Raw genomic sequence first — 25,052 nt, 5'->3', positions numbered from 1 at the left:
ATGTCCCGCATACAGTTACTGTCCCCTCGTCTTGCTAACCAAATCGCCGCTGGTGAGGTTGTTGAACGTCCCGCATCTGTGGTTAAAGAGTTGCTGGAAAATGCCTTAGATGCCGGTTCTCAGCGTCTTGAGTTAGATGTCGAGCAAGGGGGTATTAAACTGATTCGTATACGAGATGATGGTGACGGTATTGAAAAAGAGGATCTACCTCTTGCGTTGAGCCGACATGCTACCTCCAAAATTTATGAGTTGGAGGACTTGGAGTCTGTTGTTAGTTTAGGATTTCGAGGGGAAGCGCTTGCCAGTATTAGCTCGGTGTCTCGTTTAACATTAACCTCTCGAAGAGTGGGCTCAGAGCACGCGTGGCAAGTTCAGACTGAAGGGCGTGATATGGAAGCGCAATTATCTCCTGCAGCGCATCCGCAAGGTTCTACGGTCGAAGTGCGAGATCTTTTTTTTAATACACCTGCCAGACGAAAGTTTCTCAAAACTGAAAATACAGAATTTAAGCACTTGGAAGAGATCGTAAAACGGTTAGCTTTAAGTCGTTTTGATGTGGCTTTTCAGTTAAAACATAACGGGCGTGTTATTCATCAACTTAAGCCTGCTACGCAGCAGGCTGAACAGGAGCGGCGCGTTGCCTCTGTATGCGGACCTGCGTTTATTGAGCAATCTCTGCGGGTTGATGTTCACGCTGAAGCATCTGGTTTGTCGTTGAAAGGTTGGATTGGTTTGCCTACTTTCTCGCGAAGTCAGGCGGATCTTCAGTACTTTTTTGTTAACGGTCGTATGATTCGCGATAAAGTTGTCACCCATGCGGTAAGGCAAGCCTATGCCGATGTACTTTTTCATGGGCGTCATCCGGCTTATGTGTTGTATTTGGATCTCGATCCCGCGCTGGTAGATGTCAATGTGCACCCGACTAAACATGAAGTGCGCTTTCGTGAAAGTCGTCTGGTCCATGATTTCATCTATCGCTCTATTCATCGTGTAATCGGTGAGGTTAGGCCTGAGGCTAACAGTGTTCCGGCCTTGCAAAGTTTGGCATCTGAGCCTGCACCGTCGGTGTCGTCTCATTTTCAGCAACAGCCGATGATGTTGCAAAATTATCCTACCCGCCCGGCTGTTACGGGTGTTAGAGAACAGTTATCCAGTTATGGGGCTTTGCACCCGTCCAGCGAATCTTCATCAAACGTAGATATCTTTGCAGGGCAAGGGGGGGGGCAGGAGGAGCTGCCGCCTCTGGGGTACGCAATTGCACAATTACATGGTGTCTATGTACTGGCGCAAAATGCAGCAGGTTTGGTTCTGGTTGATATGCATGCTGCTCACGAGCGCATTGTTTATGAACGGCTTAAGCAATCCCGTGCCGAAGAAAGTGTGCGAAGCCAGCCCCTGTTGGTGCCTGTTAGCGTCTCATTGAGTGCTCGAGAGGCAGACGCTGCCGATGAATATGATGCGGTGTTTAAGCAGTTAGGGTTTGAATTGGCCAGAATGGGTGAGGAGACACTGGTGATTCGCCAAGTGCCAGTGACGCTTGCGAAAGCGAATGTTGAGCAGCTTTTGCGGGATGTGCTGTCCGATATGCTTATGTTTGGCTCAAGCCGTCGAATTGAAGAGCATATGAATGAGCTGTTAGCGACTATGGCCTGTCACGGTGCTGTTCGTGCTAACCGGCAACTTACGCTGCCAGAGATGAACGCCTTGCTCCGGGATATGGAGGCTACAGAGCGTAGTGGCCAGTGTAATCATGGGCGTCCAACGTGGACTCAGTTAAGTATGAATGAGTTAGATAAGCTTTTTATGAGGGGCCAGTAAATGACCCACTCAACATTGCCTCCTGCTATTTTCTTAATGGGCCCAACCGCAGCGGGTAAGACCGATTTAGCGATGCGCCTTACTGAAGAGTTACCCTGTGACATCATTAGTGTGGATTCTGCACTTATTTACAAAGGCATGGATATCGGGACCGCCAAACCGGATCGTAGTACTTTGGAGAAGTATCCTCATCGGTTAGTGGATATTTTAGATCCGGCAGAAAGTTATTCGGCTGCTCAGTTTCGCCAAGATGCATTGAGCGAAATGGAAGCGATCAGCCGTACTGGACGGATCCCATTATTGGTGGGCGGAACGATGATGTACTACAACGCACTGATTAAAGGGTTAGCTCCCTTGCCAGAAGCGGATGCTGACGTGAGAGCTCGATTATTAGCATGGGCCGAACAGGAAGGATGGCCTGCGTTACATAAGCGTCTGTCTGAAGTTGATCCCGTATCCGCCGAGCGTCTGGCTCCGAATGACTCCCAAAGGCTACAAAGAGCGTTAGAGGTATATGAACTAACTGGGCGTTCGTTAACGGAGCTTTGGGCTGAGCAGAAAAGTCACTCATTGCCGTATAACGTGATCAACTTGGCAGTCATGCCAGAAGAGCGGCGAACACTGCATGAACGCATTGCGTTACGCTACCAAATGATGCTCGATGCAGGCTTTGTGGAAGAGGTTAAATGCCTTTATGATCGGGGTGATTTACATACAGGCTTGCCTTCTGTTCGTTGTGTGGGCTATCGACAAGTGTGGTCTTATTTGGAAGGAGAATGGGACTACGAAACCATGATTGAAAAAGGCATTGTTGCAACTCGACAGTTAGCTAAGCGTCAAATTACATGGTTACGCAGTTGGGAAAATCTCAACTGGTTAGTGCCCGAAGACACAGATATTCTTAAACATAGCTTGAAATTGATCGATGCAGCCATTATATAATGCATCTACTTATATTTTTTGGTGCTATGCACAAAAATAGGTCATGGCTGTTAGTATTACCGGACCAAACATAATAATGAATAATTATCAGGAAGGAGTTTCCAATGTCAAAAGGGCAATCATTACAAGACCCTTATTTAAACGTTCTGCGTAAAGAACGTGTTCCCGTGTCCATTTTCTTGGTTAATGGTATTAAATTGCAGGGTCAGATCGAATCTTTCGATCAATTTGTTATCCTGCTAAAAAATACGGTCAGCCAAATGGTCTACAAACACGCCATTTCAACGGTTGTGCCAGCGCGCCCGGTAAAATTACCGCAGCCTGATGAGACTCAACCTGACTGAGGTATTTACTGATTGTTTTTTGAACGTCCAGAGTCTGGTGAAAAGGCCATACTCGTTCATATGGATATGCGCGACGAGGCTATCCAAGAATCACCACGCGAGCTCGAAGAGCTCGCTTTAACCGCCGGAGCTGATCCTGTAGAGTTTTTAACAGGCAGTTGTCAAAAGATCACCTCTAAGTTTTTTATTGGGACAGGCAAATTAGATGAGTTGAAGCAGTTGGTTCAGATGCATCAAGCTGAATTGGTTATTTTTAATCATGCTTTATCACCTGCCCAAGAACGTAATATCGAACGAGAAATCCAGTGTCGAGTACTTGATAGAACAGGCTTGATATTAGATATTTTTGCGCAGCGTGCTCGTACTCATGAGGGTAAGTTGCAGGTGGAGCTTGCTCAGCTTGAGCATATGTCTACTCGATTAGTGCGAGGCTGGACGCATTTAGAGCGCCAAAAAGGTGGTATTGGTCTGCGAGGACCAGGCGAAAGCCAGCTTGAAACCGACCGTCGCCTGCTACGTGCGCGCATTAAAATGATTCATTCGCGCCTTGAAAAGGTACGTAAGCAGCGTGAGCAAGGCCGTCGTTCTCGACAACGCGCTGAGGTTCCTACGATTTCCCTTGTTGGTTATACCAATGCAGGTAAATCTACCCTTTTTAATAAACTGACTTCAGCTGAGGTCTATGTAGCGAACCAGCTGTTTGCAACATTGGACCCTACGCTACGACGTGTTGATTTGGAGGATGTAGGGCCAGCTATCTTTGCTGACACGGTTGGGTTTATTCGTCATCTGCCGCATAAATTGGTCGAATCGTTTCGAGCAACGCTGCAAGAGACGACGGACGCTACCTTGTTGTTGCATGTGATCGACGCCCATGATGAAGAGCGTCAAGGGCATATCGATGAAGTAGAAAATGTACTGAAAGAGATTGGTGCAGAAGATGTTCCCTTGCTACAGGTGTACAATAAGATAGATATGATGCCGGGGCAGCTGGCAAGGATAGATCGCAATAACGATGGAGAGCCGGTTAAGGTTTGGCTTTCAGCTGCAACGGGCGAAGGCTCAGCACTGCTTTTGCAAGCGATAAGTGAGCGTTTGTCGGATGATATCTTCCATGAGACGCTATCCTTGAAGCCTAAGGAAGGTCAGTTAAGGGCTCATCTGTATGCGCAAGGCGCTGTACTAAGTGAGCGAGTCGATGAACACGGCGATATGCATCTGGAAGTAAGATTACAGCGTAAAGACTTACTACAGATGCTAAGCCGGTTGGGTATGCCGACTGAACAATATAGGATTGCTGAGGTCTATTAAGACCTTATCCTCAAACGAATTTTAATTTTAACGGAGATGGGTATGGCTTGGAATGAGCCTGGCGGTAATGGCGATAACCAGGATCCTTGGGGTGGTGGTGATAACAACCGAAGCCGCAAGGGCAACCGTGGTAACGATCAGGGGCCGCCGGATCTTGATGAGGCGCTACGTAAGCTTCAGGATAAACTAAACGATATCTTTGGCGGCACTGGCCAAAAACGTGGTGGCGGTGATGGAAGCGGTGGTTCATCCAGCTCAGGCGGTGGAGCCTTTGTCTGGGTAGCGGTCGTTGTTGCACTGCTTGTTTGGGCGGGTATGGGTGTTTACACGGTCGACCAACAAGAGCGTGGTGTCGTACTCAGGTTGGGTAAATTCTATGAAACGGTCAATCCGGGTCTGCAATGGAACCCTCCTTTAATTGACGAAGTTATGATTGTGAATACGACGCGAGTGCGTACGCATGATCACCAAGCGTTAATGTTGACTGAGGATGAAAACATCGTCGACGTTGCAATGAGTACGCAGTATGTGGTTTCTGACCCGAAAGCGTATCAGTTAAATGTGCGTGATCCAGACGGCAGTTTGTCTCATGCGGCAGAGTCTGCTTTGAGGCATGTGGTCGGCTCTTCAGAGATGCACTCCATCTTAACGGAAGGTCGTGAAAGCTTGGCAGTGGATGTTCAGGCACGTTTGCAAAGCTACATGGTCGATTACAAAACCGGTATATCTATCACGCAGGTCAATATTAAGAATGCTCAGGCACCTAGTCAGGTACAGGACGCATTTGATGATGTTATCAAGGCGCGAGAAGATGAACAGCGTGTGAAAAACCAAGCGCAATCCTATGCTAATGGTATCGTTCCTGAGGCGCGTGGTACCGCCCAGCGTATGCTTGAAGAAGCGAGTGCTTATCGTGAGCAGGTCGTATCAAAAGCAGAAGGTGAATCTAAGCGATTCTTGGCTTTATTAGCTGAGTATGAAAAAGCACCGGATGTAACCCGCGAACGTCTTTATTTGGATACCATGCAAGATGTGTTGGCTAAGAACCCTAAAGTGCTCATGGACGTTGAAGGTGGCAATAATATGATGTATTTGCCAATTGACAAGCTAATACAGGGTGGTAATGAGCGCCAAAGTACTTCTTCAGTTGCGCCACGTAACTTGCGATTGGATGACCAGTCCTTGAGGAATGTGACTAATCAGGTGATCGATCAAATTCGTCAGCAACAAACCAGTTCAACCCGCAGGGAGGGTAGACAATGAGTGGTAAGTCGTTATTTACCGTCATTCTGGCGGGATTCATTGTGCTAGTTGCCTCTAAATCGGTTTATATCGTTAAAGAGACCGAGCGAGCGGTGAAACTGCAGTTTGGTGAGATTGTTGAGCCTGATATCAAGCCAGGCTGGCATGTGAAGATCCCATTCGTTAACACGATCCGTAAGTTTGATGGACGTGTGTTGACGTTAGATGGGCGTCCGCAGGCTTTTTTAACCATAGAAAAGAAACGATTGATTGTTGATGCGTTCATTAAATGGAAGATCAATAGCGTAGAAACCTACTACACGGCAACATCGGGTGACGAATTCCGTGCAGCAGACCTACTTTCTACACGTGTTGAGAATGAGTTACGTAACCAGTTTGGTGCACGTACTTTGAACGAGGTAGTATCGGGTGAGCGAGAGCAGGTTATGACGGACGCTATTAAGCGTTTGAATCAAGTTGCAGAAAGCGAGCTAGGTATCAGGATCGTTGATGTCCGGGTTAAACGTGTCGAGCTGCCACCAGAGGTGTCTAACTCAGTGTATGAGCGTATGCGCACAGAGCGTGAGCGTGAAGCACGTGAACTGCGTTCTCGCGGTTTTGAGCTTGCCGAAGGTATTCGCGCAGATGCTGATCGCCAGAAAACAGTTATTGTGGCGGAAGCTTATCGTGAAGCTGAAGGTCTTCGTGGTGAGGGTGATGCACAAGCAGCGGCTATCTATGCAGATGCGTACAGTCGAGATTCGGAGTTCTACTCTTTTACGCGTAGCTTAAGGGCTTACACTGAGTCTTTCGGTAATGGTGGCGATGTAATGTTACTTAAGCCAGACAGTGAGTTCTTTAGGTATCTGAGTAACTCCAAAGGTGATCAATAGCATAAAGTTGTAGCAAAAAGCGCTATTGAGCTGCACTTTGTTACAGTTTCCATGTTAAAATCTCTCAAACCGGGTTCGTCCCGGTTTTTTTGTGTTTTTGTGGTTGTCGTTTATGTCTCCTGAGTTCTGGTATGAGTTAGCGATCGCTTTTTGTTTAGTGTTGGTACTAGAAGGTATTTTGCCCTTTTTGTATCCCCAGCGCTGGCGAAGAATGGTCGAGCAGTTGGCGAGAACCGACGATCACGTTTTAAGAATAATCGGATTGATGAGTATGTTGGCTGGTGTGATTGGGCTTTACATCATTCATTAATGGTTGATACGAATAGTACGGAGTTAGATATGGCATTGGCTGATCGCTGGTTACTTCCTGATGGCGTTAAAGAGATGTTGCCACCACATGCTCATCAGGTAGAAGCGCTACGTCGTAAATTGCTGGATCTATATGACAGCTGGGGCTACGAATTAGTGATGCCACCCTTGATGGAGCATCTCGAATCGTTAATGACCGGCGTTGGTAAAGACCTGGATCTCACAACATTTAAACTGGTAGATCAGCTGACAGGACATACGCTGGGCATCAGGGCTGATATCACCCCTCAAGTAGCGCGGATTGATGCGCATCGTATGCATGTGCAGGGGGCTAACCGTCTATGCTATTGCGGTTCGGTGCTACATACTTATCCGGCTAATATGCTGGCATCAAGAAATCCTTTGCAGGTGGGTGCTGAGTTATATGGCCACGCGGGTATCGAAAGTGATATCGAAGTCATCTCTCTGATGATTGAAACTCTCTATGTGTCAGGTTTGAAAGATGAGTTAAGTTTAGATCTTGGGCATGTAGGTATATTTCAAGGCTTGATCGAAGAGGCTAGATTAGATCCGGCAGTGACTGCTCAATATATGGAGCTGCTGCAGCGTAAAGCGCTTCCAGAGTTAGATCAGTTTCTTAATGAGTTAGAGGCTGATGCTAGGCTTATCGATAAGCTGGCTGAGCTGCCTAAACTGAATGGGGGCATGGAAGTTTTAGTACGTGCCCGCAGGTTATTCGGTGAGTCTCACTCAATGATCACTGATGCTGTTACGTATTTGGAACGCTTGGCTGAAATGCTTCAGCGTCGCTACCCAAGTATTGATCTTTATTTTGATTTGGGCGAGTTGCGCGGCTACAACTACCATACGGGCGTTGTTTTTTCCGCGCTAACGCCGGTCTTTGGTCAGGCCGTCGCTAAAGGTGGTCGCTATGATGCGATCGGTAAAGATTTTGGTCGAGCGCGCCCTGCGACAGGGTTTAGTGCAGATTTGAAAACGTTGGCAAGCCTTGCATCAGGCGATCAGAAGTTGCGTTCAGCGATTCTGGCTCCGGCTGACGATGATATGGCCTTAATGGCTATGATGCAGAATCTACGCTCTCAAGGTGAGAGAGTGGTTCAACAGTTACCAGGTGATGCTGCGCAAAACGCAGTGGCTTTCAATCGGAAACTGGTCAAACAGGGTGAAGAGTGGGTCGTTGCGGCTCTGTAATCACATACGATTAACGTTAATAAACTAGAGACAACAATGGGCAAGAACGTAGTTGTTTTAGGCACTCAATGGGGCGATGAAGGCAAGGGTAAAATTGTCGATTTGCTTACTGAGCGAGTATCCGCTGTAGCGCGCTTTCAAGGCGGGCATAATGCTGGGCATACACTAGTAATTGATGGGCAAAAAACAGTCCTTCATTTGATTCCTTCAGGTATTTTGCGTGATAACGTACTCTGCCTAATCGGTAATGGTGTGGTTTTATCACCTGAAGCCTTATTGAAAGAGATGAGAGGTTTGGAGGAGGCTGGTGTTCCAGTGCGTGAGCGCTTGCGTCTAAGCCCAGCTTGTCCTTTGATTCTTCCCTACCATGTCGCTTTGGATCAGGCGCGTGAACTGGCAAGAGGTAATGCCAAGATAGGTACAACAGGTCGAGGTATTGGGCCGGCCTATGAAGATAAAGTGGCGCGTCGAGGTCTGCGTTTGGCGGATCTGATGAATGCGGAGCGCTTTGAATCCAAACTTCGTGAAGTCATGGCCTATCACAACTTTACCCTGAAAAATTACTATCAGGTTGAAGAGGTTGATGTGGAAGCTGTTTTGGCAGAAGCTCTGGAAATGGCGGAAGAGTTGCGTCCTCTGGTTGCAGATGTAACTGCGATATTGCATGAGAAGCGCAAGCAGGGTGATAGTATCATGTTTGAGGGGGCTCAAGGCTCTTTGTTGGATATTGACCATGGTACGTACCCTTATGTAACCTCTTCTAACACTACTGCAGGTGGTACTTCCACTGGATCTGGGTTTGGCCCTCTTTATCTGGATTATATCTTGGGTATTACTAAGGCTTATACAACGCGTGTAGGCGGAGGTCCTTTCCCAACAGAGTTAGGTTGTGAAGTGGGGCAGCGCTTGGCTGAGAGAGGGCATGAGTTCGGAGCTACCACGGGGCGTGCTCGTCGTTGTGGTTGGTTTGATGCTGTTGCCCTTAAGCATGCGATTCAGATTAACTCCGTTTCCGGTATCTGTTTAACAAAGCTTGATGTATTAGATGGGCTTGAGACAATCCGGATTTGTGTAGGTTATCGTGATCCTGAAGGGAATCTGGTTGAAACATTAACAGGTAGCGAAGACTATGAAATGGTCGAACCTATTTATGTTGATGTGCCGGGTTGGAGTGACTCAACGGTGGGTGCGAAGACTCTTGAAGAGTTACCTCAGGCAGCGCGTGACTATATCACTCGTCTTGAAGAATTGATTGAGGCGCCAATCGATATTATATCTACAGGTCCTGATCGTGTTGAAACAATAGTGTTGCGGGACCCATTTGAAGCTTAATGCTTCATTGGGTTGGCACTGCATAAAAAAAACCGGCTAATGCCGGTTTTTTTATGCAGATTAAATTAACCTTCTACAGCGGGTCTGATGGATTGAAGCAGTGCCTTAAAGATTTTAGGGTTACCTGCGACGGTATTACCTGAGGTTCGAAAATTGTTACCGCCACTAAAGTCGCCGATTAATCCGCCAGCTTCTTGAATCAGTAATGCGCCTGCCTCTAGGGTGTCAGTACTTAGGTTGATTTGTAAAAAGCCGTCCATTCGCCCAGCAGCAGTGTAGGCCATATTCAATGCAGCAGAACCGCCGTTGTGAAGCATGCCGTCTGCGGCTTGGATATTACAAAGAAACTTTTTGAAAGTATCGAAGTGAGCTTTTTCTTTTTTGGTGTTTAAGAAGCTGGTGCCGACAATAGCCTGTTCCAGCGTGCGCTTATTGCTGACGCGTATGCGCCTACCGTTGAGTTGGGCCCCTTGCCCACGGCTTGCTGTAAACTCCTCGCCCGTGAGTGGGTTGAGAATCAGTGCGTGTTCAACCCGTCCCTTCTGAATGGCAGATAGGCAGACAGCAAAAGCGGGTAAGCCATTGCTAAAGTTTGACACGCTGTCAATTGGGTTGATGTGCCAAGTGATGTCGCCTTTCTCTTCCAGGGCTGGAAAGTCGCCTGAATACTCACCGCGCAATGCGTGGGCGGGATAGGCTTTTTGAATAGTGTAAGCAATCGTTTGTTCTGCTTTAATTGCTGTCTCTTTCAAAAAGTCGGTCACGCTGGACTGTTCTGATTTGATCAGATCAAGGCGCTCGGCGGCGCGTGCGATCTGTTCTCCTGAGAGTCGCGCGGCCCTCAAAGCGATATTTAGCATGGGTTGCATTGGATAATGTGCTCAGTAGTCAACCAAAACGGTAATTATACAAAAGGTGGGGCTCTGACAGAATACCTGAAGGGCAATCTGTTAAACTATTAGTCTGTTTTTATGTGAAGAATGTTATGAATCTTGAAAATATTCGTATTGTTTTGGTAAATACGACCCATCCGGGCAATATTGGCGCTGTAGCGCGTGCGATGAAAAACATGGGTTTGAGTCAGCTTTACTTGGTCGAGCCTAAGCTCTTTCCTTCCAGTGAGGCTGATGCTAGGGCGTCCGGTGCGACAGATATTTTGGCTTCTGCAACGGTAACCTTGACGCTTGAAGAGGCTGTGGCAGATGCCAGTCTGGTAGTTGGCACAAGCGCGAGAGGCAGGCATATACCTTGGCCAATTATGGATCCTCATCAGCTGGCGGGTGTGGTTGCAAGTGCTGGGCAGCAGCAGGTGGCAATTGTTTTTGGTCGTGAGGATCGTGGGCTTACGAATGAGGAGCTGCAAATTTGTCATCATCATGTGCACATTCCTTCAGTGGAGTCCTTTAGTTCATTGAATGTGGCAGCAGCAGTTCAGGTGGTGGCTTATGAATTGAGAATGGCTTTTTTGCGTCAATCTGATGCGGCAAAGCAGGCGCCACAGTGGGGGACTCCATGGGATATAGAACTGGCTGAGCACCGTGAATTGGAGTTGATGTTTGAGCACTTGGAATCTGTTTTGGTTGAAGTGGAGTTTCTTGATCCTGAGAACCCGCGTCAATTAATGCCGCGTCTGAGGCGTCTTCTGCAAAGAGCTATGCCTGATAAGGTTGAGGTCAATGTGCTTCGCGGTATTCTAACAAGTGTCCAGAAAAAATCCCGTTCTCGCTAAAGTTGTGTGTCTGTTTGGGACGCATTCTATTTTAAATGCTAGAATAAGGGCCTTGGAAATTAATATCCGACAAAATTGCTTGGTTATATACTTGACTGATTTTGTAGGTTAATGCATACTCTGTCTATAAATGATTAACAGTGGCAGAGAGTTTATGAGGCTAACAACAAAAGGGCGTTATGCTGTTACGGCAATGCTTGATTTAGCTCTTCATGAAGGGCGGGGTCCTATCAGTCTGGCGGATATATCGGAGCGGCAAGGGATCTCTTTGTCCTACCTTGAGCAGTTGTTTGCTAAGTTGCGCAGGAATGATCTTGTTAAGAGTGTACGAGGCCCGGGCGGTGGTTACCAGCTTAACCATGAGCAGTGCGCGATTAGTGTGGCTCAGGTTATCGATGCGGTAAATGAGTCTGTTGAAGCAACGGGTTGTGATCGGCAAGGGGACTGCCAAAGTGGCGAAACTTGTTTGACGCACCATTTGTGGTGTGACCTTAGTAACCAAATACACGCATTTTTGAATGGTATCTCGCTGGCTGATTTGGTGGCGAGAAATGATGTTCGTGAAGTAGCAGCAAGGCAGGATAGACGTCAGACCGGTAAGGTTTTTCTGACCTCTGTAGACTCTCTTTTGAATGATAAAGCTGCTGTATAAACACGCTGGAGCGAAGTAATGAAATTACCGATCTATTTTGATTATTCTGCGACTACCCCGGTTGATCCGCGCGTGGCCGAAAAAATGGTTGAGTGTCTAACGTTGGAAGGGAACTTTGGTAACCCGGCGTCTCGCTCCCATCTGTTTGGTTGGAAAGCTGAAGAAGCAGTTGAAACGGCGCGCAGACAGGTCGCTGATTTAGTGAATGCAGACCCTCGTGAGATCGTTTGGACATCGGGCGCTACTGAGTCTGATAATTTAGCGGTTAAAGGTGTAGCTCACTTTTATCAGAAAAAAGGCAAGCATATTATTACTTCGAAAATCGAGCATAAGGCGGTGTTAGACCCTTGTCGCCAGTTGGAGCGAGAAGGCTTTGAAGTGACCTATCTTGATCCTGATTCTGATGGTTTGATTAGTCCTGAAAAAGTGGCTGAGGCTTTCCGTGACGATACAATTCTTGTTTCGCTTATGCATGTGAATAACGAGATTGGCACTATTACTGATATTGAAGCTATTGGTGAAATGACGCGTGAAAGAGGCATCATTTTCCATGTTGATGCGGCTCAAAGTGCCGGAAAGGTTGATATTGACTTGTCTCGTTTAAAAGTGGATTTGATGTCTTTTAGCGCGCACAAAGCCTATGGGCCTAAAGGTATTGGTGCGTTGTATGTGCGCCGTAAACCACGTATTCGTTTAGAGGCAATGATGCATGGCGGTGGTCATGAAAGAGGTATGCGTTCGGGTACGCTGCCGACTCATCAGATTGTTGGAATGGGTGAAGCTTTTCATTTAGCTAAAATGGAGCTGGCGGCTGATAACCAGAAAATGTTGGCTTTGCGGGATCGCTTGTGGGCTGGTCTCAAAGATATGGAAGAAGTTCATGTCAATGGCTCCTTTGATCAGCGTGTGCCAGCTAACTTAAATGTTAGTTTTGCCTTTGTTGAAGGTGAATCTTTGTTGATGTCGCTTAAAGATTTAGCAGTTTCTTCGGGGTCTGCTTGTACATCCGCAAGCCTTGAGCCTTCTTATGTACTGCGCGCATTGGGTTTGAGTGATGAGTTGGCGCATAGTTCTATTCGTTTCTCTTTTGGGCGCTTTACCACTAATGAAGAGATCGATTTTGCGATCGAGCAGATTAAAGTAGCAGTGCATAAGCTGCGAGAGTTGTCGCCTTTGTGGGATATGTACAAAGACGGTGTGGATTTAAGCAAGGTGGAATGGGTTCATCATTAATTACCTAGCTCAGAATGGTTGGAGGTTAGCATGGCTTATAGTGAAGAAGTAATCGATCATTACGAAAATCCGCGTAACGTCGGTAAAATGGATGATTCAGACTCGCATGTGGGTACGGGCATGGTTGGTGCGCCAGCATGTGGTGATGTTATGCGCTTGCAGATTAAAGTAAGCGATGACGGTATTATTGAGGATGCAAAGTTTAAGACCTACGGGTGTGGCTCAGCTATCGCTTCCAGCTCACTGGTAACTGAGTGGGTAAAAGGGATGACACTGGAGCAGGCTGCTGGCTTAAAGAATACGCAGATTGCTGATCAGCTCGCTTTGCCTCCTGTAAAAATTCACTGCTCTGTACTTGCAGAAGATGCAATTAAAGCAGCGATTGATGACTACAAGAAAAAGCAGTCATAACTGGCTGCAAGTTACGCTGGTCAGGCTATAGCATGACCAGCAAGGTGATGATATGGCTATTACAATGACCCCGGCTGCAGCAGAGCATGTCGCTCGATTCATTGAGAAACGAGGTTCAGGATTTGGCATTCGCATTGGTGTAAGGACATCAGGTTGTTCTGGTATGGCGTATGTGCTGGAATTTGTTGATCAAAAGGATGAGGATGATCAAGTTTTTAGTGCAGATAAAGGCGTCAATATTGTTATTGATCCTAAAAGCTTGGCTTACCTGGATGGTACTGAGTTGGACTTCGTAAAAGAAGGTCTTAATGAAGGCTTTAAGTTCAACAATCCTAACGTGCGTAGTGAGTGCGGTTGCGGCGAAAGTTTTAATGTTTAAACAAGAAGTGATGTCTTGCTAAATGGATATCCAACTAAACTATTTTGCTTTTCTAGGCTTGCCCGAGTCTTATGATATCGACATGGGTAAGCTTTCTCAGTGCTATTTAGACCTTCAAAAAACGCTGCACCCTGATCGCTTTGCTCATAAGTCTGAACGTGAAAAGCGAATGTCTGTCCAATATACAGCCTACCTGAATGAAGCGGTTTCTACCTTGAAATCTCCCTTGGGACGCGCTCAGTATCTCCTTCATTTAAAGGGGGTTGATACTATTAGTGAGTCGTCTGTTCAGTTAGATCCTGCGTTTTTGTTTGAGCAGATGTCACTTCGTGAAAGGCTTGAGGATATTAAGCAGCTTGAAGACCCCTTTGATGCCTTGGATACGTTATCCGATGAGGTAAAAGGGCTCTTTAATAGTTACCAGTCTGGTTTTAAGGAAGCTTATGAACAAGGCGGTTCGGCTTTGGAGGAGGCGGCAAGCTGGGTGCGTAAGATGCAGTTTGCAGCAAAGCTTCAGGCTGAAGTTGAGCGTGTTGAGAGTGAACTTGATTAATAGGTATATGATTTAATTATGGCTTTACTGCAAATTGCTGAACCCGGTCAAAGTTCTGTCCCTCATCAGCATCGCCTAGCGGTTGGTATTGATTTGGGCACTACAAACTCTCTGGTCGCAACAGTTAGAAGTGGAGAGGCGTCTGTCTTGCCAGATAAGGCGGGTGAGTATCTGTTGCCATCTGTTGTGAGATATCTTCAGGAAGGTGGCGTTGCTGTTGGTAATGACGCACGCGCTCATGCGGCTTCAGATCCTTACAACACTATTGTTTCGGTTAAACGTCTGATGGGGCGTGGCATTGGTGATGTGACTGCCTTTAGGGATACGCTACCTTATGAGTTTGAGTCTGCTGAAGCAGGTATGCCTTTTATTCGTACGGTGTCGGGTGCAAAGAGCCCTGTTGAGGTTTCAGCTGAGATATTAAAAGTGTTGTTAGAGCGGGCTGAAGAAACCCTTCAGGGGGAATTGGTGGGGGCCGTTATTACTGTGCCTGCCTATTTTGATGAAGCTCAGCGCCAAGCGACAAAAGATGCAGCTACGTTGGCCAATATTAACGTACTTCGTCTGCTCAGTGAGCCAACGGCGGCGGCTGTTGCCTACGGTTTGGATCAAAAGGACGATGGTATCATCCTAGTGTTTGATCTGGGTGGGGGCACATTTGATGTTTCTGTCCTGAGGTTGAATAAAGGTGTATTTGAAGTGCTCGCTACCGGCGGGGATAGTGCGCTGGGTGGCGACGACTTTGATGGCGTTGTAGCGGAGTGGCTTGCTGAGCAGGTAGATATTCGCGCGCAAATGACAGCGGGGCTGTCGCGTCAGTTTATGGAGCAGGCTAGAGCAGTTAAAGAGGCGCTAACCACGGCAAACGAAGCGTGGGCAACGTTTGAAATTGCAGGTCAAGAGAGATCTGTCTCGGTTTCGAGAACGCGCTTTGATGAATTGATCGGGCCTTTGGTCAACAAAACCGTTCGTGCATGTAAGAAGGTTGTTAAAGATGCTGGGCTTGCGTTAACAGATATTCAGGACGTGGTGCTTGTTGGCGGTTCAACTCGTGTTCCGAAGGTGCGTGAGCAGGTTGAGGTGTTGTTTGGTAAAAAACCGCATGTGGATATTGATCCTGATCGTGTTGTGGCGATAGGAGCGGCTATTCAAGCGGATGTACTCGCCGGAAATAAGCCTGACTCAGAAATGCTGCTCCTTGATGTAATCCCTTTGTCCTTGGGCTTGGAGACGATGGGTGGGTTGGTAGAAAAAGTTATTCATCGTAATTCACCTATCCCGGTGGCTAGAGCACAAGAATTTACGACCTATCAAGATGGGCAGACAGCAATGGCTATTCATATCTTGCAAGGGGAGCGTGAGTTGGTTGAAGACTGTCGCTCCTTGTCGCGCTTTGTGTTGCATGGTATACCGCCGATGGCTGCAGGCGCTGCGAAGATTCGTGTTACTTTTCAGGTGGATGCGGATGGTTTGTTAGGGGTTGAGGCGAAAGAGTTATCGACTGGTGTGGAGAGTAGTATTCAAGTTAAGCCGTCATATGGCTTAAACGATACGCAGATTGCAGACATGTTACGTGCATCTTATACCTCTGCTGATGAAGATAAAGAAAAGCGAGCGCTGCGCGAACAGCAGGTAGAGGCTGAGCGTTTATTGATTGCCTTAGATCAGGCGTTGTCCGTAGATAAAGCGTTGCTAACAAAAGATGAATATACGCAGCTCAATGCTGAAATGGATATTCTGCGTCAACTTAAGGGCTCTGGCTCGTCTCGTGATATAGAGCAAGGTGTAGAGCGTTTAGCTAAAGTTAGTGATGAATTCGCATCTCGCAGAATGGATGCCAGCATTCGTAAAGCACTCACTGGACATAGTATTCAAGAAATTGAGGAGGGCTCGTAAGTGCCGCAAATAATTTTTCTACCCCATGATGAACTTTGTCCCGAAGGGAAAGTCATTGATGTGGAGGCGGGTGTAACTATCTGTGATGCAGCCTTAGAACATGGTATTGAAATTGAGCATGCCTGTGAAAAATCCTGTGCTTGTACTACTTGTCATGTCATTGTGAGAGAGGGGTTTAGCTCTCTAGAAGACTCCGATGAGCTTGAGGATGATATGTTGGATAAGGCTTGGGGATTAGAGCCTGAATCTCGTTTGAGCTGTCAGGCCTGTGTTGCTGATGCTGATTTAGTTGTGGAAATTCCGCGTTATACGATCAACCAGGTTTCAGAACGTCACTAAGCATTGTTTTTGTGGAGGCTGTTGTGAGTTTGAAGTGGACAGATGTGTATGACATTGCCATTGGGCTGGCAGAGAAATATCCTCAGCAGGACCCCATAAAAATTAGTTTCCCTGATCTCTATCAGCAGGTAATGGAACTGGATGAGTTTGATGATGATCCAAACCGATGCGGAGAAAAGATTTTGGAAGCGATCCAAATGGCGTGGATCGAAGAAGTTGAATAATAACAGCCCGGTTTTCCCGGGCTGTTTTTTTGGCGTGTTGTGACGGGAGGCTCCCTTCGCGTATAATGGCGCGTTTTTCGAAAATGACCTTCTTAGGGGATCTATAAAGATGGCGATTGAACGCACACTATCTATTATCAAGCCAGATGCTGTGGCTAAAAACGTAATTGGCGAAATCGAGTCTCGCTTTGAAAAAGCTGGCCTTAAAATCGTTGAAATGCAAATGAAGCAGTTGTCTCAGGCGGATGCTGAAGGCTTCTATGCTGAGCATAAAGAGCGTCCTTTCTTTGCTGATCTTGTTGCTTTTATGACATCTGGTCCTGTGGTTGTTCAGGTGCTGGAAGGTGAAGGCGCTATCTTGAAAAACCGTGATTTAATGGGGGCTACTAACCCTAAAGAAGCAGCTGAAGGTACGATCCGTCGTGACTTCGCTGAGTCTATTGACGCGAATGCTGTTCACGGTTCTGACTCGGCAGCTTCTGCTGAGCGCGAAATTGCTTACTTCTTCGGTAAGTAATCTTTGCTGGTGCACAAGAGACTCTTTTGTGCACCAAACAATTCTTGTAGGTAATCACTAATGACTGACTCCATTACTAAAACCAATTTACTAGGTATGTCGCCTGAGCAGCTACAGACCTTTTTTGCTGAACTGGGCGAAAAAAGTTTTCGTGCGACCCAGGTATTGAAATGGATTCATCAGCTTGGCGCTGAAAGCTTTGATGATATGACCAATATCAGTAAAGCTTTACGTGAAAAACTGAATCAGGTGGCGGAAATTCGTGAACCTGAAGTTGTGATGCAAGATATCTCAAAAGATGGAACACGAAAGTGGGTTATTCGTGTAGATGGAGGTTCCTGTGTAGAGAGTGTTCTGATCCCAGAGGGGGATCGGGCTACTTTGTGCATCTCATCCCAAGTAGGTTGTTCGTTGGACTGCAGTTTTTGTTCTACAGGCAAGCAGGGATTTAATCGGAATCTTTCAGCTGCTGAAGTGATCGGTCAGGTGCGCATAGCGATCAAGTCCTTCGGTCCAATGGATCCTGCAGGCCCTCGTCGAGTGACTAATGTTGTACTGATGGGTATGGGCGAGCCGCTCATGAATTTTGATAATGTGGTTAGCGCTGTCCGCCTTATGATGGAAGATAACGCATACGGCTTGTCAAAACGAAGAGTTACTTTGAGTACAGCAGGTGTTGTGCCCGCCATTGATAAATTAAAAGAAGTAACAGATGTTTCGCTGGCGATCTCTCTCCATGCACCTAATGATGAGCTAAGAGATCAGCTGGTTCCAATTAATAAGCGTTACCCGATTAAGGAATTAATTGCAGCTTGTAATCGATATCTGGATAACCTCAATGATAGACGTGTTATAACTATAGAATATACCTTGATTGATGGTGTGAATGATTTGCCTGCACATGCGAGGGAACTCGGAAAGTTGCTTAAACAGGTGCCCTGTAAACTAAACCTGATACCGTTTAATCCTTTTCCTAATTCAGGGTATCAGCGTCCATCGGAAGAGAGTATTCAGCGTTTCAAGCAGTTGATGTTAAAGGCGGGTGTGTTGACCACAGTACGTCGCACCCGGGGTGATGAAATTGATGCGGCTTGTGGGCAGTTGGTGGGGCAAGTGGAAGATCGCACCAGACGTAGTCAAAAATATATACCGTTGGCAGAAGAGAGTGTTGTGCAAGTAATAAAACCTGTATGACGCTCATAAAGGAGGCCATGTGAAATATCATCATAGGATTATCAGTGTTTTAATGTTTGCGGCTGTCGGCGTATTATCAGGCTGTAGTGGGATGCAAACAGAGTCTGTTGCTATCAACAAAAATACGGTCTCTTCTGAGTCTGCTTTGCAGGCCTATACGACGTTAGGGCTTCAATACCTGCAAGGTCGAGATACAGTAAGCGCAAAGGCTGCGGTGCAGAAGGCGCTGGATATTAACGAAGATTACGCACCGGCATATAATGCGCTGGCGCTTATATTTCAAGTGGAGTCGGAACTGGAACTAGCGGAGCAGTACTATAAGAAAGCAATAGCTTTAGACGGCTCGTCGGCAATGTTTCATAATAACTATGGTGCTTTTTTGTTCTCTCAAGAACGCTACAAAGAAGCGTGTGAACAGTTAGCAACAGCTACGCAAGACCCGTTTTATAGCAATCGTGCCCAAACGTTTGAGAATTTAGGACGCTGCTACTTGGAGATTCAACAGGTAGAACCGGCGATGCACGCATTTGAACGCTCCTTGAAGAGTGGAGGGGCACGCCCAGTACCCTTAGTGGCGTTAGCTGATTTACACCTTGCTAAAGGTGATCTACCAATGGCTGATCGTTACTTTACCCAGTTCACAGAGATGATTAATGCCAAGCGTGTTAATCACTCTGCAAAAAGTTTGTGGGTGGGTATTAAGTTAGCACGAGAGAAAGGTAAGTCTAGCTCTGCTGCAACGTATGCTTTGTTGCTTAAAAATTTATTTCCTGAATCTGATGAGTACAAACAGTATAAGGAGTCAGCCCGGTGAGTAGTATGCCAGATGAGAGTATTGAACAAGACTCCAACAGGTTTCCCGGAGAACGTTTGGTTATAGCGCGAGAGGCCCAAGGTTACAGCCAGCAAGCTATTGCAGAAGAGCTGCACCTGCCTGTCCGCTATATACAATGGATTGAAGAAGGTGCGTTTGAAAAGTTACCAAGCTTGGTATTTGCAAGAGGCTATGTGCGAAGCTATGCGAAGGTAGTGCACACGGATGCCGAGCCTATTATCAGTGCTTTTGATTGTATTTATGGCGGCTCCTGCCAAAAAAACAATATAAAGTCGGTTTCCAAAGTACAGCAGCAAGTAAAACTGGGTGATCCGGTGATGCGCTGGTCTGGTTGGTTTTTTTTAGTGCTGGTGATTGCGGCTGTTGTGTGGTGGTGGAAAACACAATATGGTCTAGCGCCCCCTGCCGAGCCTGTTGCCGCAATGACCCCAGCGCTCTCCGTTGAGACTGCAGATGGAAATACGCTAATCTTGCCTCAATTGGTAGATGAGCCTGAAGTGACTGATGCTCAGCCGGCCGATGCTTTGCTAGAGGAAGAAGAGCCTAAATATTTAAGCGATGAAGAGGCTGCACAACTTCAGAGTCAGTTGGCTGCTGAGGATGCTGAAATTTCTAGTGAAGTGCAGGATGAGGGTTCCGAAGTGCTTCCCATAGAGGAGGAGAACGAGGTCGCTGATACGAGTTCAGCTGAAGTAGCCAAGTTAGAGGGATTGAATATCCTATTCTCCGGTGAGTGTTGGGTTACCGTCAAAAACGCTAATGGCCGGACCTTGTTTAATAACGCAAAACGAAAAGGTCAAACGCTTGAGCTTAAAGGCCAAGAACCATTAAGTATATTGATTGGGCGAGTGTCGAGTGTTGAAAGTATTAGTTATAACAGCAAAGTGATCGATTTGGCGCCATTTACTAATAAGAATGTAGCTAAATTGACTTTGCCGTAAGTTAGAAGAGAGAGTTGTAAGTTTGGCTAAAGTAAAAGCAATCCGAGGAATGAATGATATTCTTCCTGAAGCAACACCTGCATGGCAATATTTAGAACGCCAAGTAACAGCTGTATTGTCCTCTTATGGCTACAGTGAAATTCGTATGCCGATTGTAGAACAAACAGAACTGTTCAAACGCTCTATTGGTGAAGTTACGGATATTGTAGAAAAAGAGATGTACACCTTTGAGGATCGTAACGGGGAGAGCTTAACTTTACGACCTGAAGGTACAGCTGGTTGCGTACGCGCGGGTGAAGAGCACGGGTTGCTTTTTAATCAAACGCAACGGTTATGGTATCAAGGGCCGATGTTTCGATATGAAAAGCCCCAAAAAGGGCGTTATCGTCAATTTCACCAAATTGGCGTTGAAACATTTGGTATGTCGTCTGCCGATATTGATGCCGAAGTTATTATGCTTAGTGCGCGTTTATGGAAGCGCCTTGGTATTTTAGATGCAGTAACCTTGCAGTTGAATTCGCTTGGTAGTAACGAAAGCCGTCAGCGTTTCAAAGAGGATCTAGTTACCTATTTAAACGAATTTAGTGATCAACTTGATGAAGATAGTCAGCGTCGTTTAGGAACGAACCCGCTTCGTATTTTGGATAGCAAAAGTGAAACGACGCAGGCAATCTTGCAAAATGCGCCTGTACTGTCTGACTATCTAGATGATGATTCAAAAGAGCACTTTGCGCGTTTAACGGCACTGTTGGATCAAGCCGGCATCCGCTACACCCTTAATCCACGATTGGTCAGAGGGCTAGACTACTACTGTAAGACTGTATTTGAATGGGTTACAGATAAACTTGGCGCACAAGGTACGGTTTGTGCGGGTGGGCGCTATGATGGGCTTGTTCAGCAGTTAGGCGGTAAGGCTACACCAGCGGTCGGTTTTGCCATGGGTGTGGAGCGCTTGGTGCTACTGCTGGAAACGCTGGATGCGATCCCTTCTTCAGAGAAGGGGCATTTTGATCTCTACTTGGCGGCAGAACACAAAGATGTCCAAAATGAGGCCCTGTGCTTTGCCGAGCACCTACGTGATGAGTTACCTAATTTGAGGGTGAGGACTCACTGCGCAGGTTTGAAAAATATAAACAATAAGGCGCGCCAAACCGGGGCTCCTTTAGTGGTAATGCTAAAATTATCAGACTCTGTGGTAAGTGCTACGTTATGGGCTGATGATGAAGTGTATACTAACGTTAATTTATCTGAGTTAGTGCAGTTGATTGCTAAGAAGCAACCGCACGCCTAATACATTGTGATAGCTGGAGATTGACTGTGTCTGAAATGCGTACTGAAGAAGAGCAGGTTGAAGCGCTAAAAAACTGGTGGAAAGAAAATGGCAAGTCACTGGTAATTGCAATAGCTATTGCATTGAGTGGTGTGTTTGGTTGGAAAACTTGGCAACAAAAGCAACACAATGATGCTGAGGCCGCTTCAGTGGCCTATCAGAATCTCATCGATGCGGTGGAGATAGGTGTTAGTCAAAGTTCGGCTGATGAGTTAAGTACAAGTCAGCACCTTGCTGATCAGTTGAAGACAGAGCATGAGTCGACAGAGTATGCCCGTTTTGCGGCATTGTTGATGGCAAAAGTGGCTGTTCAGCAGGAAAAGTATGATGTTGCTCTAGCTGAACTGGACTGGATATTAAATCATAACCCTACCGAAGAGATGCGCCAAATTGCTTATATGCGCAAAGCGCGTATATACCAGGCAACGGATGAATTTGAAAAAGGTTTGGAGGCGTTAGGTAATGTTACTGCTGGCGAGTTTCAAAGCTCCGCCAATGAGTTGAAAGGTGACCTGCTACGCTCTGCAGGGCGTATGACAGAAGCAAGAGCTGCTTACCAGAAAGCACTATCAGAGTCTTCGCAAGTGCGTCCTCTGTTGACTATTAAACTTGAAGATTTGGCTGTTTCAAACGAGGGATAAGGTTATGTTACGCCGCTTTACTTTTGTTGCTTTTATGGGAATGGCGCTTGCTGGGTGTGGGTTCTGGGGAGGTTCGGATGAGGTTAAACCCAATGAACTTGTCGATTTCACTTCAGAAAAACAAGTGGTCGTTCGCTGGTCTGCTGATGTGGGTAATGGCCCAGGTGATAAATTTCACCAAGTGGTTCCATCTATAATTGATGGCCGAGTTTTTGCTATGTCGGCAGATGGAAAGGTAGCGGCATTTGATGAAGAAACCGGCAGTAAATTGTGGTCTGTAGAGTTGGAGCAGTCCTTGCTCGCAGGTGTTGGCGCTGGCAGCGGTAAGGCTGTGGTTGTAACAGAAGCTGGCGTTGTGATTAGTTTGGATGCGACGACGGGCGAGGAGTTGTGGCGATCACAATTAACCTCAGAAGTAGCCTCAGAACCTCAATTAAATAACGAATTGGTCGTTGTTCAGCTGATTAATGGCAAAATTATCGCTTTAGAAGGCGACAGTGGAGAAGTGCGTTGGTCTTATGATACGACATTGCCACGGCTGACGCTCAGAGGCACAAGCTCTCCTCTCGTTGCCCTCGATGTTACATTGGCGGGTTTGGACAACGGTAAGTTTGTCGCTTTAGATAACACCGATGGCGGAGTGCTTTGGGAACAGAGTATTTCTATCCCTGAGGGGCGTTCAGAGTTGGAGCGCATGACCGATGTTGATGGGAAACCGTTATTGTTTGAGAATGTTATCTATATCCCCAGCTTTCAGGGGCAGCTTGTAGCGATTAACCCATTTAACGCACAGACGCTATGGGCGAAAAAAATGTCCAGCTATCGGAGTTTAGCAGCAGGCTTTGGCAATATTTATGTCAGCGAAGCGAACGATCATGTTCAGGCTCTTGATAGCCGTAGTGCCGCTAGCGTTTGGAAACAGTCTCAATTAGAGAATCGTCAAATAAACTCTCCTGCCGTGATTGGTAATACGGTTGCTGTTGGTGATCGCGAAGGTTTTATCCACTTCATGTCGCAAATTGACGGTCACTTTGTGGCGCGGTTCGATGCAGGTTCTGGGCTCACTGGCGATATGAAATCTAAAGATGAAGTCTTGTACGTGCTAACGGATGCGGGACGTCTTTTTGCGCTAACACTTAACTAGTTAGCCGTTTTAATTTTAGTGGCACTACTCTACTGAGGTGCCACACATTTATTTGGTAATCGATAATGCTACCTGTTATTGCTCTCGTTGGGCGCCCTAATGTAGGAAAGTCTACGCTTTTTAATCGCCTGACTAAGTCTCGTGATGCGCTTGTTGCCGATATGCCAGGTGTAACGCGTGACCGCAAATATGGAGAAGGAAAGACGGGAGATCGAGCATACATTGTCATCGATACTGGCGGCATAACAGGTGATGAGCAGGGTATTGATTTTGAAATGGCTCGGCAGTCCTTGCAGGCGATTGAGGAAGCTGATGCTGTTTTCTTTATCGTTGATGGGCGTTCCGGCTTAATCCCTGCTGATGAAATGATCGCTGACCATCTTCGTCGCTCAGGAAAAACAGCTTATCTGGTCGTCAATAAGACAGATGGGACAGATCCCGATGTCGCGATGTCTGATTTCCATACCTTGGGTTTAGGTGAGCCTATTCCTATAGCGGCTGCCCACAATAGAGGCGTTCGCTCCCTTATCGATACCTCCTTGGCAGACTTTCCTGATGCTGATGACATAGATAGCCGTACTTCCACCGGGGTTAGGATTGCAATTGTTGGACGCCCCAATGTGGGTAAGTCGACATTGGTCAACCGTCTTCTAGGTGAAGAAAGGGTGGTTGTTTATGATGAGGCCGGAACAACACGAGATAGTATCTATATACCGTATGAGCGAGAAGGGCAGGCTTATACATTGATTGATACGGCCGGTGTTAGACGTCGTAAAAATGTCCGTGAAGTCATTGAGAAATTCTCTATCATCAAAACATTGCAGGCTATTAAAGATGCCAATGTGGTTGTTCTCGTTATTGATGCGAGACAAGGTGTCACCGATCAAGACCTACATATGCTGGGTTTTGTTATGGATACGGGGCGAGCTTTGGTTGTTGCGCTCAATAAATGGGATGGTATGGATGAAGAGCAAAAAAAGGCAGTAAAAGAGCAAATCCAGCGTCGCTTGGAATTCGCAGCGTTTGCCCGCTTTCATTTTATCTCAGCCTTGCATGGTAGTGGCGTCGGCGATATGTATGCTTCTATCAATGAGGCCTATGATTGTGCCATGGCTAAGTGGGCGACTAATCGCCTAACGCTGTTGTTAGAAGACATCGTTGCAGATCATCAGCCACCTCAGGTAGCAGGGCGTCGAATCAAACTACGTTATGCCCACCAAGGAGGCTCAAATCCGCCGATTATTGTTGTTCATGGTAATCAAACGGATCAGCTCCCCAATTCCTATAAACGCTACCTGCAAAATAAGTTTACAAAAGTGCTTAAGATTCGTGGTACGCCTGTGCGCTTTGAATTTAAAACGGGCGATAACCCTTTTGCCGGGAAGCGCAACTTGCTAACAGCGAGACAAAAAGCGAAGAAAGAGCGCCTCAAAAAACATATTAAAGATATGAAAAAGCAGGCAGTCAAAAAAGCACGTAAAAAATGAGCCTAAAAGAGGCTGCTCGAAAACCGATAGGCGTATTTGACTCGGGTGTTGGAGGTTTATCTGTTCTTAATGAGCTGAGAGCACAATTACCCGGGGAGGATCTGATCTATTTAGGGGATACAGCGCGCGTTCCCTATGGTACAA

Annotated in this window: 28 protein-coding genes (1 of these 28 cut by a window edge); 27 read left to right on the top strand and 1 reads right to left on the bottom strand. The window is 46.6% G+C overall.

Annotation, left to right across the window (positions count from 1 at the left end; translation table 11 throughout):
• The 9 genes from mutL to F0U83_RS13595 all read left to right on the top strand — a co-directional run bounded on the left by mutL (position 1) and on the right by F0U83_RS13595 (position 9,403).
• Entirely contained in the window at positions 1-1,818 is a 1,818-nt protein-coding gene (mutL, locus tag F0U83_RS13635) for a DNA mismatch repair endonuclease MutL (RefSeq protein ID WP_138987790.1), read from the top strand.
• Entirely contained in the window at positions 1,819-2,760 is a 942-nt protein-coding gene (gene miaA / locus F0U83_RS13630) for a tRNA (adenosine(37)-N6)-dimethylallyltransferase MiaA (protein WP_138987789.1), read from the top strand.
• A 104-nt stretch (positions 2,761-2,864) separates the two neighbouring features.
• Positions 2,865-3,104: an RNA chaperone Hfq gene (gene hfq, locus F0U83_RS13625; protein WP_138987788.1), complete on the top strand. Its 240-nt coding sequence runs from the start codon at positions 2,865-2,867 to the stop codon at positions 3,102-3,104.
• Positions 3,105-3,116: 12 nt separating this feature from the next.
• A complete protein-coding gene (hflX, locus tag F0U83_RS13620; protein WP_138987787.1) occupies positions 3,117-4,415 on the top strand; it encodes a ribosome rescue GTPase HflX in 1,299 nt (432 codons plus the stop codon).
• Positions 4,416-4,457: 42 nt separating this feature from the next.
• Positions 4,458-5,678, top strand: a complete 1,221-nt coding sequence (gene hflK / locus F0U83_RS13615; protein WP_138987786.1) for an FtsH protease activity modulator HflK — start codon at positions 4,458-4,460, stop codon at positions 5,676-5,678.
• Positions 5,675-6,550 (top strand): protease modulator HflC, encoded by an 876-nt coding sequence (gene hflC / locus F0U83_RS13610; RefSeq protein WP_138987785.1) that lies wholly within the window; start codon positions 5,675-5,677, stop codon positions 6,548-6,550. Before hflK ends, hflC begins: the two co-directional genes overlap by 4 nt.
• 112 nt (positions 6,551-6,662) lie before the next feature.
• A complete protein-coding gene (locus tag F0U83_RS13605) occupies positions 6,663-6,860 on the top strand; it encodes a DUF2065 domain-containing protein (RefSeq protein WP_138987784.1) in 198 nt (65 codons plus the stop codon).
• Positions 6,861-6,889: 29 nt separating this feature from the next.
• Entirely contained in the window at positions 6,890-8,071 is a 1,182-nt protein-coding gene (locus F0U83_RS13600; RefSeq protein ID WP_138987783.1) for an ATP phosphoribosyltransferase regulatory subunit, read from the top strand.
• 36 nt (positions 8,072-8,107) lie between these two features.
• The gene (locus tag F0U83_RS13595) at positions 8,108-9,403 is read left to right on the top strand and encodes an adenylosuccinate synthase (RefSeq protein WP_138987782.1); all 1,296 of its coding nucleotides are present in this window, start codon (positions 8,108-8,110) and stop codon (positions 9,401-9,403) included.
• 65 nt (positions 9,404-9,468) lie between these two features.
• Here the strand turns inward: F0U83_RS13595 and F0U83_RS13590 are convergent, their stop codons facing one another.
• A complete protein-coding gene (locus tag F0U83_RS13590) occupies positions 9,469-10,272 on the bottom strand; it encodes an inositol monophosphatase family protein (RefSeq protein WP_138987781.1) in 804 nt (267 codons plus the stop codon).
• 116 nt (positions 10,273-10,388) lie between these two features.
• Here F0U83_RS13590 and F0U83_RS13585 point away from each other — a divergent pair, with 116 nt between their 5' ends.
• From F0U83_RS13585 to murI, 18 genes are all read left to right on the top strand, one after another.
• On the top strand, positions 10,389-11,132 hold the full coding sequence (locus tag F0U83_RS13585) for an RNA methyltransferase (protein ID WP_138987780.1): 744 nt from the start codon (positions 10,389-10,391) through the stop codon (positions 11,130-11,132).
• A gap of 154 nt (positions 11,133-11,286) precedes the next feature.
• Positions 11,287-11,784 (top strand): Fe-S cluster assembly transcriptional regulator IscR, encoded by a 498-nt coding sequence (iscR, locus tag F0U83_RS13580; RefSeq protein WP_138987779.1) that lies wholly within the window; start codon positions 11,287-11,289, stop codon positions 11,782-11,784.
• 18 nt (positions 11,785-11,802) lie between these two features.
• On the top strand, positions 11,803-13,017 hold the full coding sequence (locus tag F0U83_RS13575; RefSeq protein ID WP_138987778.1) for an IscS subfamily cysteine desulfurase: 1,215 nt from the start codon (positions 11,803-11,805) through the stop codon (positions 13,015-13,017).
• A 30-nt stretch (positions 13,018-13,047) separates the two neighbouring features.
• Positions 13,048-13,428 carry a Fe-S cluster assembly scaffold IscU gene (iscU, locus tag F0U83_RS13570; RefSeq protein ID WP_138987777.1) on the top strand — a complete coding sequence of 127 codons (381 nt, stop codon included), beginning with the start codon at positions 13,048-13,050 and terminating at the stop codon, positions 13,426-13,428.
• A gap of 52 nt (positions 13,429-13,480) precedes the next feature.
• Positions 13,481-13,807 carry an iron-sulfur cluster assembly protein IscA gene (gene iscA / locus F0U83_RS13565; protein ID WP_138987776.1) on the top strand — a complete coding sequence of 109 codons (327 nt, stop codon included), beginning with the start codon at positions 13,481-13,483 and terminating at the stop codon, positions 13,805-13,807.
• A 22-nt stretch (positions 13,808-13,829) separates the two neighbouring features.
• Positions 13,830-14,360 carry a Fe-S protein assembly co-chaperone HscB gene (gene hscB, locus F0U83_RS13560; protein WP_138987775.1) on the top strand — a complete coding sequence of 177 codons (531 nt, stop codon included), beginning with the start codon at positions 13,830-13,832 and terminating at the stop codon, positions 14,358-14,360.
• 18 nt (positions 14,361-14,378) lie between these two features.
• Entirely contained in the window at positions 14,379-16,256 is a 1,878-nt protein-coding gene (gene hscA, locus F0U83_RS13555; RefSeq protein ID WP_138987774.1) for a Fe-S protein assembly chaperone HscA, read from the top strand.
• Complete coding sequence (fdx, locus tag F0U83_RS13550) at positions 16,257-16,595, top strand: ISC system 2Fe-2S type ferredoxin (protein ID WP_138987773.1); 339 nt, start codon at positions 16,257-16,259, stop codon at positions 16,593-16,595.
• Positions 16,596-16,618: 23 nt separating this feature from the next.
• A complete protein-coding gene (gene iscX / locus F0U83_RS13545) occupies positions 16,619-16,819 on the top strand; it encodes a Fe-S cluster assembly protein IscX (protein WP_211343677.1) in 201 nt (66 codons plus the stop codon).
• A gap of 109 nt (positions 16,820-16,928) precedes the next feature.
• Positions 16,929-17,336 (top strand): nucleoside-diphosphate kinase, encoded by a 408-nt coding sequence (gene ndk, locus F0U83_RS13540; RefSeq protein ID WP_138987772.1) that lies wholly within the window; start codon positions 16,929-16,931, stop codon positions 17,334-17,336.
• Positions 17,337-17,396: 60 nt separating this feature from the next.
• A complete protein-coding gene (gene rlmN / locus F0U83_RS13535; protein ID WP_138987771.1) occupies positions 17,397-18,530 on the top strand; it encodes a dual-specificity RNA methyltransferase RlmN in 1,134 nt (377 codons plus the stop codon).
• Between the two features lie 19 nt (positions 18,531-18,549).
• Positions 18,550-19,344, top strand: a complete 795-nt coding sequence (gene pilW / locus F0U83_RS13530) for a type IV pilus biogenesis/stability protein PilW (protein ID WP_246077779.1) — start codon at positions 18,550-18,552, stop codon at positions 19,342-19,344.
• A gap of 5 nt (positions 19,345-19,349) precedes the next feature.
• Complete coding sequence (locus tag F0U83_RS13525) at positions 19,350-20,306, top strand: RodZ domain-containing protein (protein ID WP_246077795.1); 957 nt, start codon at positions 19,350-19,352, stop codon at positions 20,304-20,306.
• A 22-nt stretch (positions 20,307-20,328) separates the two neighbouring features.
• Positions 20,329-21,597 carry a histidine--tRNA ligase gene (hisS, locus tag F0U83_RS13520; protein ID WP_138987769.1) on the top strand — a complete coding sequence of 423 codons (1,269 nt, stop codon included), beginning with the start codon at positions 20,329-20,331 and terminating at the stop codon, positions 21,595-21,597.
• A gap of 35 nt (positions 21,598-21,632) precedes the next feature.
• The gene (locus F0U83_RS13515) at positions 21,633-22,277 is read left to right on the top strand and encodes a YfgM family protein (RefSeq protein ID WP_138987986.1); all 645 of its coding nucleotides are present in this window, start codon (positions 21,633-21,635) and stop codon (positions 22,275-22,277) included.
• A gap of 4 nt (positions 22,278-22,281) precedes the next feature.
• On the top strand, positions 22,282-23,421 hold the full coding sequence (gene bamB, locus F0U83_RS13510) for an outer membrane protein assembly factor BamB (protein ID WP_138987768.1): 1,140 nt from the start codon (positions 22,282-22,284) through the stop codon (positions 23,419-23,421).
• Positions 23,422-23,486: 65 nt separating this feature from the next.
• Positions 23,487-24,908: a ribosome biogenesis GTPase Der gene (gene der / locus F0U83_RS13505; protein WP_138987767.1), complete on the top strand. Its 1,422-nt coding sequence runs from the start codon at positions 23,487-23,489 to the stop codon at positions 24,906-24,908.
• Positions 24,905-25,052, top strand: the start of a protein-coding gene (murI, locus tag F0U83_RS13500; protein WP_138987766.1) for a glutamate racemase. Its footprint extends 722 nt past the window's final position; only the first 148 of its 870 coding nucleotides appear in the window; the start codon lies at positions 24,905-24,907; the stop codon falls past the right edge of the window. The genes der and murI overlap by 4 nt, the downstream gene beginning before the upstream one ends.

This window comes from Neptunomonas concharum (assembly GCF_008630635.1).
Taxonomy (GTDB): Bacteria; Pseudomonadota; Gammaproteobacteria; order Pseudomonadales; family Balneatricaceae; genus Neptunomonas; species Neptunomonas concharum.
This window is presented reverse-complemented; position numbering and strand designations above follow the sequence as displayed.

Bases quoted from the DNA above. Each gene is read 5' to 3' on its own strand.
- F0U83_RS13595 (WP_138987782.1), top strand. From the start codon at position 8,108: ATGGGCAAGAACGTAGTTGTTTTAGGCACTCAATGGGGCGATGAAGGC.
- hscB (WP_138987775.1), top strand. From the start codon at position 13,830: ATGGATATCCAACTAAACTATTTTGCTTTTCTAGGCTTGCCCGAGTCT.
- F0U83_RS13525 (WP_246077795.1), top strand. From the start codon at position 19,350: ATGCCAGATGAGAGTATTGAACAAGACTCCAACAGGTTTCCCGGAGAA.
- miaA (WP_138987789.1), top strand. From the start codon at position 1,819: ATGACCCACTCAACATTGCCTCCTGCTATTTTCTTAATGGGCCCAACC.
- der (WP_138987767.1), top strand. From the start codon at position 23,487: ATGCTACCTGTTATTGCTCTCGTTGGGCGCCCTAATGTAGGAAAGTCT.
- hflK (WP_138987786.1), top strand. From the start codon at position 4,458: ATGGCTTGGAATGAGCCTGGCGGTAATGGCGATAACCAGGATCCTTGG.
- F0U83_RS13600 (WP_138987783.1), top strand. From the start codon at position 6,890: ATGGCATTGGCTGATCGCTGGTTACTTCCTGATGGCGTTAAAGAGATG.
- iscA (WP_138987776.1), top strand. From the start codon at position 13,481: ATGGCTATTACAATGACCCCGGCTGCAGCAGAGCATGTCGCTCGATTC.
- rlmN (WP_138987771.1), top strand. From the start codon at position 17,397: ATGACTGACTCCATTACTAAAACCAATTTACTAGGTATGTCGCCTGAG.
- F0U83_RS13515 (WP_138987986.1), top strand. From the start codon at position 21,633: ATGCGTACTGAAGAAGAGCAGGTTGAAGCGCTAAAAAACTGGTGGAAA.
- bamB (WP_138987768.1), top strand. From the start codon at position 22,282: ATGTTACGCCGCTTTACTTTTGTTGCTTTTATGGGAATGGCGCTTGCT.
- iscU (WP_138987777.1), top strand. From the start codon at position 13,048: ATGGCTTATAGTGAAGAAGTAATCGATCATTACGAAAATCCGCGTAAC.
- F0U83_RS13590 (WP_138987781.1), bottom strand. From the start codon at position 10,272: ATGCAACCCATGCTAAATATCGCTTTGAGGGCCGCGCGACTCTCAGGA.
- F0U83_RS13605 (WP_138987784.1), top strand. From the start codon at position 6,663: ATGTCTCCTGAGTTCTGGTATGAGTTAGCGATCGCTTTTTGTTTAGTG.
- hfq (WP_138987788.1), top strand. From the start codon at position 2,865: ATGTCAAAAGGGCAATCATTACAAGACCCTTATTTAAACGTTCTGCGT.
- hscA (WP_138987774.1), top strand. From the start codon at position 14,379: ATGGCTTTACTGCAAATTGCTGAACCCGGTCAAAGTTCTGTCCCTCAT.
- F0U83_RS13575 (WP_138987778.1), top strand. From the start codon at position 11,803: ATGAAATTACCGATCTATTTTGATTATTCTGCGACTACCCCGGTTGAT.
- mutL (WP_138987790.1), top strand. From the start codon at position 1: ATGTCCCGCATACAGTTACTGTCCCCTCGTCTTGCTAACCAAATCGCC.
- ndk (WP_138987772.1), top strand. From the start codon at position 16,929: ATGGCGATTGAACGCACACTATCTATTATCAAGCCAGATGCTGTGGCT.
- F0U83_RS13585 (WP_138987780.1), top strand. From the start codon at position 10,389: ATGAATCTTGAAAATATTCGTATTGTTTTGGTAAATACGACCCATCCG.
- hflC (WP_138987785.1), top strand. From the start codon at position 5,675: ATGAGTGGTAAGTCGTTATTTACCGTCATTCTGGCGGGATTCATTGTG.
- iscR (WP_138987779.1), top strand. From the start codon at position 11,287: ATGAGGCTAACAACAAAAGGGCGTTATGCTGTTACGGCAATGCTTGAT.